Source organism: Nocardia sp. NPDC004722, from assembly GCF_053601505.1.
The window spans coordinates 1-6911 of sequence record NZ_JBSGBY010000468.1; the positions used below are offsets into that span (position 1 = coordinate 1).

Genomic DNA, 6911 nt, shown 5'->3' on the forward strand with positions numbered 1-6911 from the left:
GGGCATCTGAGCATCGCGACCACGCTGGCCCTGGTCATCGTGTCCGCGCTCATCGGGGCGAGCATCGGTTACTGGATCGGCCGCGTCTACGGCACGCGCGAGCTGCTGGCAATCGCGAGCGCACCACCTCCGCACTCGCTGTGGCGTACGGCGTACCCGGCCGGTCACCCCCGACCAAGTACCGCCGACACGATCTCCGGCGGCCTACGTGCTGGGTGCGTCTACACCATCCGGCGGTCGTAGGCCCCGTCCGCCGCGACAACGTCGACTAACGGATCGGATCGATCTCGAGGCAGCTCATCCGATCCGGGTGGAGAGGCTCCGCCGACACGATTGCCCGGCCCCGAGACGGTGGTAGCAGTTCTGCGGATTCGCCCGCGGATCAGCGCCCGTGGGGAGCCTCGGATTTGTCGCGCGCGGAGCCTCGCTCGGGGTCGGCCCGTGGCCGTGCGGACGGGCGGATCAGGGGCGAGCGCGGCAGCGCGATGACGCGGGCGGGGGATGGCGGCGGCCTCGGGTTCTCGAGTTCGCCGGAGGTTGGCCGTCTATGGTCGGCGCGACAGGTGGTCGGCGACCCGTGGGAATGTCATACCGGCAGGTGAGGGCTGTGTGGGCGAGTCGGTGGCGAAGGGCGCGCGTCCGCGGATCAGGGAGAGCGCTGTGTTTAGGTGGATTCGTGAGTGAGGCGAGGGATTCGTGAGTGCGGTGGCAGGCACCGAGCCGGGTACGAGAGTCGCACCCGCGCCGCGGTTTCGGCGGCTGCGACGGTGGACGCTGCGCACTCGACTGCTTGTCACCGTGGTCGCGGTCACCGCGATCGGGCTGACGGCCTTCGGTTTGTTGAGCACTTCGATGCTGGCGCGCTCCGAGCTCGCGCGCATCGACGCGCAGCTCAATGGTTCGGCCGCCGACGTGTCGACGTCGAATCATCCACCGCCGCCGCCGAAACCGGACAATGAAGTGTCCGGGCTGCCGTCGACATTCCAGATTCTGTTCTTCGACACCGCCGGTACTCAGGTCGGGCGGATCGGTGTGGGAAACACGACCATCGACCTGCCGCCCATGGACACCGCCTCGGTCGCGGCGCGCGGCAGCCGGATCTTCGAGGTCGGGGAGGTCGGCGGCAGTTCGCGATGGCGAGTGCGGACCGTCGTGCAGCCTGCCACCGAGGTCCAGCCGCAGGGCGGGACGGCCGCCGTCGTGATGCCGCTGGACGGCTACTACGCGACCGCGAGGGAACTGCGCACCATCGAGATCGCGGCGGGGGTGGCGCTGCTGCTCGTGCTAGCCGGGGTCGCGGCGTGGCTGGTGCGGGTCGGGTTGCGGCCGCTGTCGCGGATCGAGCACACCGCCGAGGCCATTACCGCCGGGGATCTGGATCGGCGGGTGCCCGACGCCGACGATCACACCGAGGTCGGGCGATTGGGGACCGCGTTCAATGTGATGCTCGGACGGCTTTCGACCACCATGCGGCAGCTCGAGGAATCCGAGTCGCGGATGCGGCTTTTCGTGGCGGACGCCTCGCACGAGCTGCGCACCCCGCTGACCTCGATTCGCGGGTACGCCGAGCTGTACCGGCTCGGTGGCGGCACCGATCCCGGACAGGTCGCGACCATGATGCGCCGGATCGAGGACGAGGCCGCGCGGATGGGCGTGCTGGTGGACGACCTACTGCTGCTGGCCCGGCTCGACGAGCAGCGGCCGCTGGATCTGGCCGAGGTCGATATGACCACCCTCGCCGACGAAGTTGTCTTGGATGCCCTGGTGCGGCAGCCGGAACGGGTTGTGCGACTGGATCTTCCCGACGAACCGGTGTGCGTGGTCGGTGACGCCAACCGGCTGCGGCAGGTGCTGACCAATCTGGTGGGCAACGGCCTCGTGCACACCTCCGCCGCCACCGAGATCGACGTACGGGTCGCGACCGGTCCGGTGCCGGAAGATACACGGGTGGTCGCCACGGCCGGGGCGGAGTTGCCCGTCGGCGCGCCCGCGGTGCTGGTCGAGGTATCCGACAACGGCCCGGGGATTCCTCTGGCCAAGGCCCAGCACGTCTTCGACCGGTTCTACCGGGTCGACGAATCCCGCTCGCGCGCGGGCGGTTCCGGGCTGGGCCTGGCCATCGTCGCGGCCGTCCTCACCGCGCACGGTGCACGCATCCAACTGCTCACCACGCCGTGCGTGGGAACGACCTTCCGAATCGTCTTCCCGGTGGGCCCTTCACAGCAACCGCACAGCTGACACCGAGGTTGCGCCGTGGTCGCCGCGGTCATGATGCACGGTATGGGCAATCATCGGTCGAGCGCGGGCGCGCGCCTAGGGTGGCAGTCGTGACCGATCGCATCGCGGCGGACGCGGCGACCGTGCTGGTGGTCGACGATGAGCCCAATATCCTGGACCTGCTGTGCTCGGCGCTGCGGCTGAGCGGATTCGACGTCACCGGCGCCGACAGCGGCCGGGCCGCGCTCGAGGCCGCGACCCGCCGCCCGCCGGACGTCATCGTGCTCGACGTGATGCTGCCGGATCTGGACGGCTTCACGGTCGCCCGACGATTGCGAGCCCAGGGCAGCGAGATCCCGGTCCTGTTCCTCACCGCGCGCGACGCGGTCGAGGACCGGATCGCGGGGCTCAGCGCGGGCGGCGACGACTACGTGAGCAAGCCGTTCAGCCTCGAAGAGGTCGTCCTTCGACTACAGGCGATCCTGCGCCGCACCAAGCCCAGCGAGGACGACACCCCGCAACGCCTGCGCTTCGCCGACCTCGAACTCGACCCGGGCACCCACACCGTCCACCGCGCCGGCGCCCAGATCTGGCTGTCGGCCACCGAGTTCAAACTGCTGCACTATCTGATGGTCAACGCGGGCAAGGTGGTCAGCAAGCGACAGATCCTCGACCGGGTGTGGCAGGCCGAGGAGGGCCGCGCCGACCGGGTGGTGGAGACCTTCGTGAGCCAGCTGCGGCGCAAGGTCGACACCGGCCACGCACCGCTGATCCACACCGTCCGCGGCGTCGGCTACACCCTCCGCGAATCCGCCTGAGCCGCCCGGCCGATCGCCGAGCCGTCCAGGAACCCGTTGTTGTAGTCGATATTCCGGGTGTCGCCCAACTCCGCGTCGGGGGTGAAGCGGACGGTGTCGGTGCGATCCCAGAGTTCCATTCCGGCCATGGCGGATTGGCAGTCGCGAATACAGCGGCGCACGCCGTTGCGAATTCGCGGCGGCAGATGCAAGGCATCCATCTCGGCGGTGATGGATTGCGCCGCGGCCTGACTGTCGGCAATTCTCACATCGATGAGACGGCGCACCTCCGCCACCGACTCCGACAAATCCATTCCCCGATGATCATGGAGTGTGGTCACCAAATTGATGGTGTCCTCGGCATCGTATTCGACTGCCAGAGAATGCAGATCATTGGTCCAGCACATAATATCGGCGGTCGTGGCGATGATCTCCTGATAAGACGGCCCGAAATACAGCGCATCGGGTAGCTCGGTGTGCTCGATGATTTCCGCGAGATCGACCGTCGGCAATACCGTCGACGCGTCACGCCGCAATCGCGGATATTCCTCCGGGCTCGGCGAGCGGCCCGCCTGACGGAACGAATTCTCGCGCGCGTGGCCGATGAGCCACAGTTCCAGATTCAATTCGAAACGCCGTTGCCAGGCAACGGAATTGCGCGGGAAGGTTCGCGTGCACAGATTGGACAGCGCCGCGATGACCGGTGGCACCGGCCCGGAGCAGCCACGTTCGTGCACGACCTGCAGGGCGGTGTGGCGCAGCCGGTCGTAGTCCTCGAGCCGGCCCGTGGTGATCGCCTGGTTCTGCAAATCGTCGAAAATGAAGAATACGGTGATCCATTCGGCGACGAGCAGCATGTCGGCGAAAGACGCGGTGGGACACCAATATGCGGAGAAGCGCGCATATCCGAGAGAGTCGAACCGACGCGCCGCGGCGTCGTCGGCGAGTAATCCGAAACGAGTTGCCCAGATCTGAACTCTTTCCTGTGCTCGATCGCTCATGGAATGCCGTTGCGGCGCGAACGGAAGGGGGATCTCCAGTTGCCGCAGATCGTGTTCATTCATTTGGTAACACTCGGGTTCACTCGGCCGGAGGCGGAATCGCTCCGCCGCCAGGATAACCGACAATTGGGACAGATATTACCGGATTCGCAAGATCTGTAGCGCGGCAAGCTATTTGGCTTTCCGTGGCGGCGGTCACGGGCCCGGCGGCGGGGTATCGTGAAGGAGTTCCCGTCTCGTCCGCGACCCCTGCGAGCATCCGTGAACGAGGAATCGATCGGCGCGCTGCGCAGGCGTGCCCTGATGTCGTTGTGGCAGTTGATCAGGCTGGTCGACGAGGATCCCGACGGCATGCTGACCGGGTCGGCCTATGCCACCGCGGTGGTGCTCGGGCGGCTCTGGCAAACCCATCGGCTACCGGCCGATTCGCTGGCGCGACCGGCGCTGAACGCCTTGGCGCGCAGTCAGAATCGCGACGGCAGCTGGGGCAGTCCGCATGCGCCGCGGCGGTATCGGGTGGTGCCGACGCTGGCGGTGGTCTGCGCCCTGTCCGAGCTGCCCGCCGAGGCGCCGATCGCCGCGGACCGGGCGCGCGCGGCGGCGCGGCGCGGGACGGAGTTCCTGTTCTCGGATCCGGAAGTCTTTGCGCCGGACCGACTGCCCAGTCTGGACGCGGTCGACTGCACCGTGCCGATGCTGCTGCGGCGGCTCGTCGCGCAGCCCGGCTTCGACGGCGCACGCTACGGTCCGGCAGCGAACCGGGCCCGAATCGCCCAGCGGGACAATGCCGACGGCTGTGCAGTGCGACACGCGCGGGCGGCGGAGGGTCTGCGCGCGGAGTGGCGCGTTTTCCCGCTGGAACTGCTGGACACGCCGCCGCGCGGCTGGCGCGCCGAGGATCAGCTGTACGCCGGGTCGGTGTGGTGCGCACCGGCGCTGACCGCCAGCGCGATTCGCTGGCACGAGACCGAATTGGCCGGTGCGCAGCGCTATCTGCGCCGGGAGGCCGTCCGCCATCACGGGCTCTGGCCGGTCCTGGCGCCCGTGACGAACTTCGAACGCGCCATGGCGGCAGCGGTTTTCGTGCGGCTCGGGTTTCCGCTGCCGCCCGGATTCACCGCGTCGCTGAGCGCGTCACTGCGCGAGGCCCTGAGCGCGGACGGGATGGCGCTGGCGCCCGGGCTGCCGCCGGACGCCGACGACACCGCGCTCGCGGTCTTCGTGCTGAACTCCTGGGACGATCCGGTGGATCCCCGCTGCCTGCTGCGTTTTCCGAGCCCGGCGCCCGCCCGGGTACTGCAGGCCGCGCATGTCCTGGAGGCGTGGACGACCGTGTCGCGGTCGGTGCCGTCGCACCGCTGGCACGAATCCGCCACCGTGCGTGCGCTGGTCGAGGCACAGCACTCCGACGGCCACTGGGACGACCGGTCGGTAGCTTCCCCGTATCCGCCGACCGCCGCCGCGGCCATGGCGCTCGCCCGCGCCATGAAGGTCGAATTCTCCGCCGACGCCCTGCTCGCGGTGGCACGAGCCCTCGCCTGGCTGCTCGCGACCCAGCGCCGCGACGGATCCTGGGGCATCTGGCATTCCACCACCGAGGAGACCGCGTGCGCGGTGCACGCCCTGGGCAGTTGTACCAATCCCGCGGCGGAACGCGTGGTGGCCGCCGCGTTGCGGCGGGCACACATTTTTCTTGCCGATTCCTTCGACAGCGCGGTGACCGATTCCGTGCGAACTCCATTGTGGCACTACAAAGATCTCGGATCGCCGCTCCGAATCGAGCGTCTGTATACATTGACAGCGCTGCTGATGAGCGGTTCGCCCGTTGTCTGAGGTCACGGTCGTGGCCTTCACCACGAACCGAATAGAGATCTCACGCGAAACGTGGTTGCTGAACGATTTGTGGTGGGAAGATTACCCGCGTGGAGCAAGCCGTATTCGGCGCTGTCGAGATCTCATCGTCCTCGACCCTTTCGCCACGTCAGGCGTTCGAGCAGTGGGAAGCCCTGATGTCGGACGCGGTCGCCCCGACGGTGATCGAGCCATTGCGCCAAGGTCACTGGCACGGACAAATCACCACCACCCAATTCGATGGATTCGCGGTGTCGCGCATGCAGGCCAGCGCGCAACGGGCATTGCGGACAAAGAAGATGGTGGCGGCGTCGAGCGACGAGTTCCTGCTGGTGAATATCGTGCTGGAAGGGACGAATTGGACAGAGCAGGGCGGACGGGTGGCCGAATGCAAGCCCGGCACCATCTCGTTCTTCGATAGCGGTGTGCCGCTCGAGAGCCGCACCACCGACAATTGCCTGTTCACCATGGTGCGCGCACCATTGCAACTGGTCCTCGAGCACTCCGGTCTGACCCGGGACCAACTGCCCACCGCCACCGCCGTTCCCACCACCGGCGCGCTCGGCGTGGTCACCAACTTCTTCCGCGGCCTGGCCGAACTAGGCCCCGACGATCTCTCGCGGGCGGTCACGGTCTTCGGCACCGACGCCGCCGGCATGATGGCCTCTGCGCTGCTGCTCACCACCGGCGAAACCTCGCCCGCCCCGACGGATTCGCTCTACACCCGGCAACAGGTGCTGGCCTACATCCGCAAGAACTTCACCAACCCCGACCTCACCGTCGACGAGATCGCCCACGCCTGCCTCATCTCCCGCCGCACCCTCTACCGCGTCTGCGAAGGCTTCGGCGAACCCGGCGCCATCGTCCGCCGCACCCGCATCGCTCACGCCCGCCGCCTCATCCGCGCCGACACCTCCCGCTCCCTCGCCGCGGTAGCCGCAGCCTCCGGCTTCTCCACCGACCGCCACTTCTACCGCGCCTTCCGCGAGGAAACCGGCGTCACCCCCGGCCAATTCCGCGACCAACTCGGCCCCCGCCCCCGAAC

General features: G+C 68.0%; 6 protein-coding genes. 5 read left to right on the forward strand and 1 reads right to left on the reverse strand.

Annotated features, from left to right (window positions below; genetic code table 11):
* From ACWELQ_RS33490 to ACWELQ_RS33500, 3 genes are all read left to right on the forward strand, one after another.
* A partial coding sequence (locus tag ACWELQ_RS33490; RefSeq protein WP_452401036.1) for a hypothetical protein occupies positions 1 to 243 on the forward strand: 243 nt, incomplete at its 5' end.
* A 453-nt stretch (positions 244 to 696) separates the two neighbouring features.
* The gene (locus tag ACWELQ_RS33495) at positions 697 to 2238 is read left to right on the forward strand and encodes a sensor histidine kinase (protein ID WP_452401037.1); all 1542 of its coding nucleotides are present in this window, start codon (positions 697 to 699) and stop codon (positions 2236 to 2238) included.
* 89 nt (positions 2239 to 2327) lie between these two features.
* The gene (locus ACWELQ_RS33500) at positions 2328 to 3035 is read left to right on the forward strand and encodes a response regulator transcription factor (protein WP_452401038.1); all 708 of its coding nucleotides are present in this window, start codon (positions 2328 to 2330) and stop codon (positions 3033 to 3035) included.
* Here the strand turns inward: ACWELQ_RS33500 and ACWELQ_RS33505 are convergent.
* Positions 3011 to 4078, reverse strand: coding sequence for a terpene synthase family protein (locus ACWELQ_RS33505; RefSeq protein ID WP_452401039.1), 1068 nt, complete (start codon positions 4076 to 4078; stop codon positions 3011 to 3013). The genes ACWELQ_RS33500 and ACWELQ_RS33505 overlap by 25 nt on opposite strands.
* A 198-nt stretch (positions 4079 to 4276) precedes the next feature.
* Here ACWELQ_RS33505 and ACWELQ_RS33510 point away from each other — a divergent pair, with 198 nt between their 5' ends.
* Both ACWELQ_RS33510 and ACWELQ_RS33515 read left to right on the forward strand, forming a co-directional pair.
* Positions 4277 to 5848, forward strand: a complete 1572-nt coding sequence (locus ACWELQ_RS33510; protein ID WP_452401040.1) for a hypothetical protein — start codon at positions 4277 to 4279, stop codon at positions 5846 to 5848.
* Positions 5849 to 5937: 89 nt separating this feature from the next.
* Positions 5938 to 6911: helix-turn-helix domain-containing protein (locus tag ACWELQ_RS33515; protein WP_452401041.1), on the forward strand; the 974-nt coding region annotated here is incomplete at its 3' end.

What these genes read in the sequence shown, in the direction of transcription:
- ACWELQ_RS33505 (WP_452401039.1), bottom strand. Translation starts at nt 4,078, where the DNA reads ATGAATGAACACGATCTGCGGCAACTGGAGATCCCCCTTCCGTTCGCG.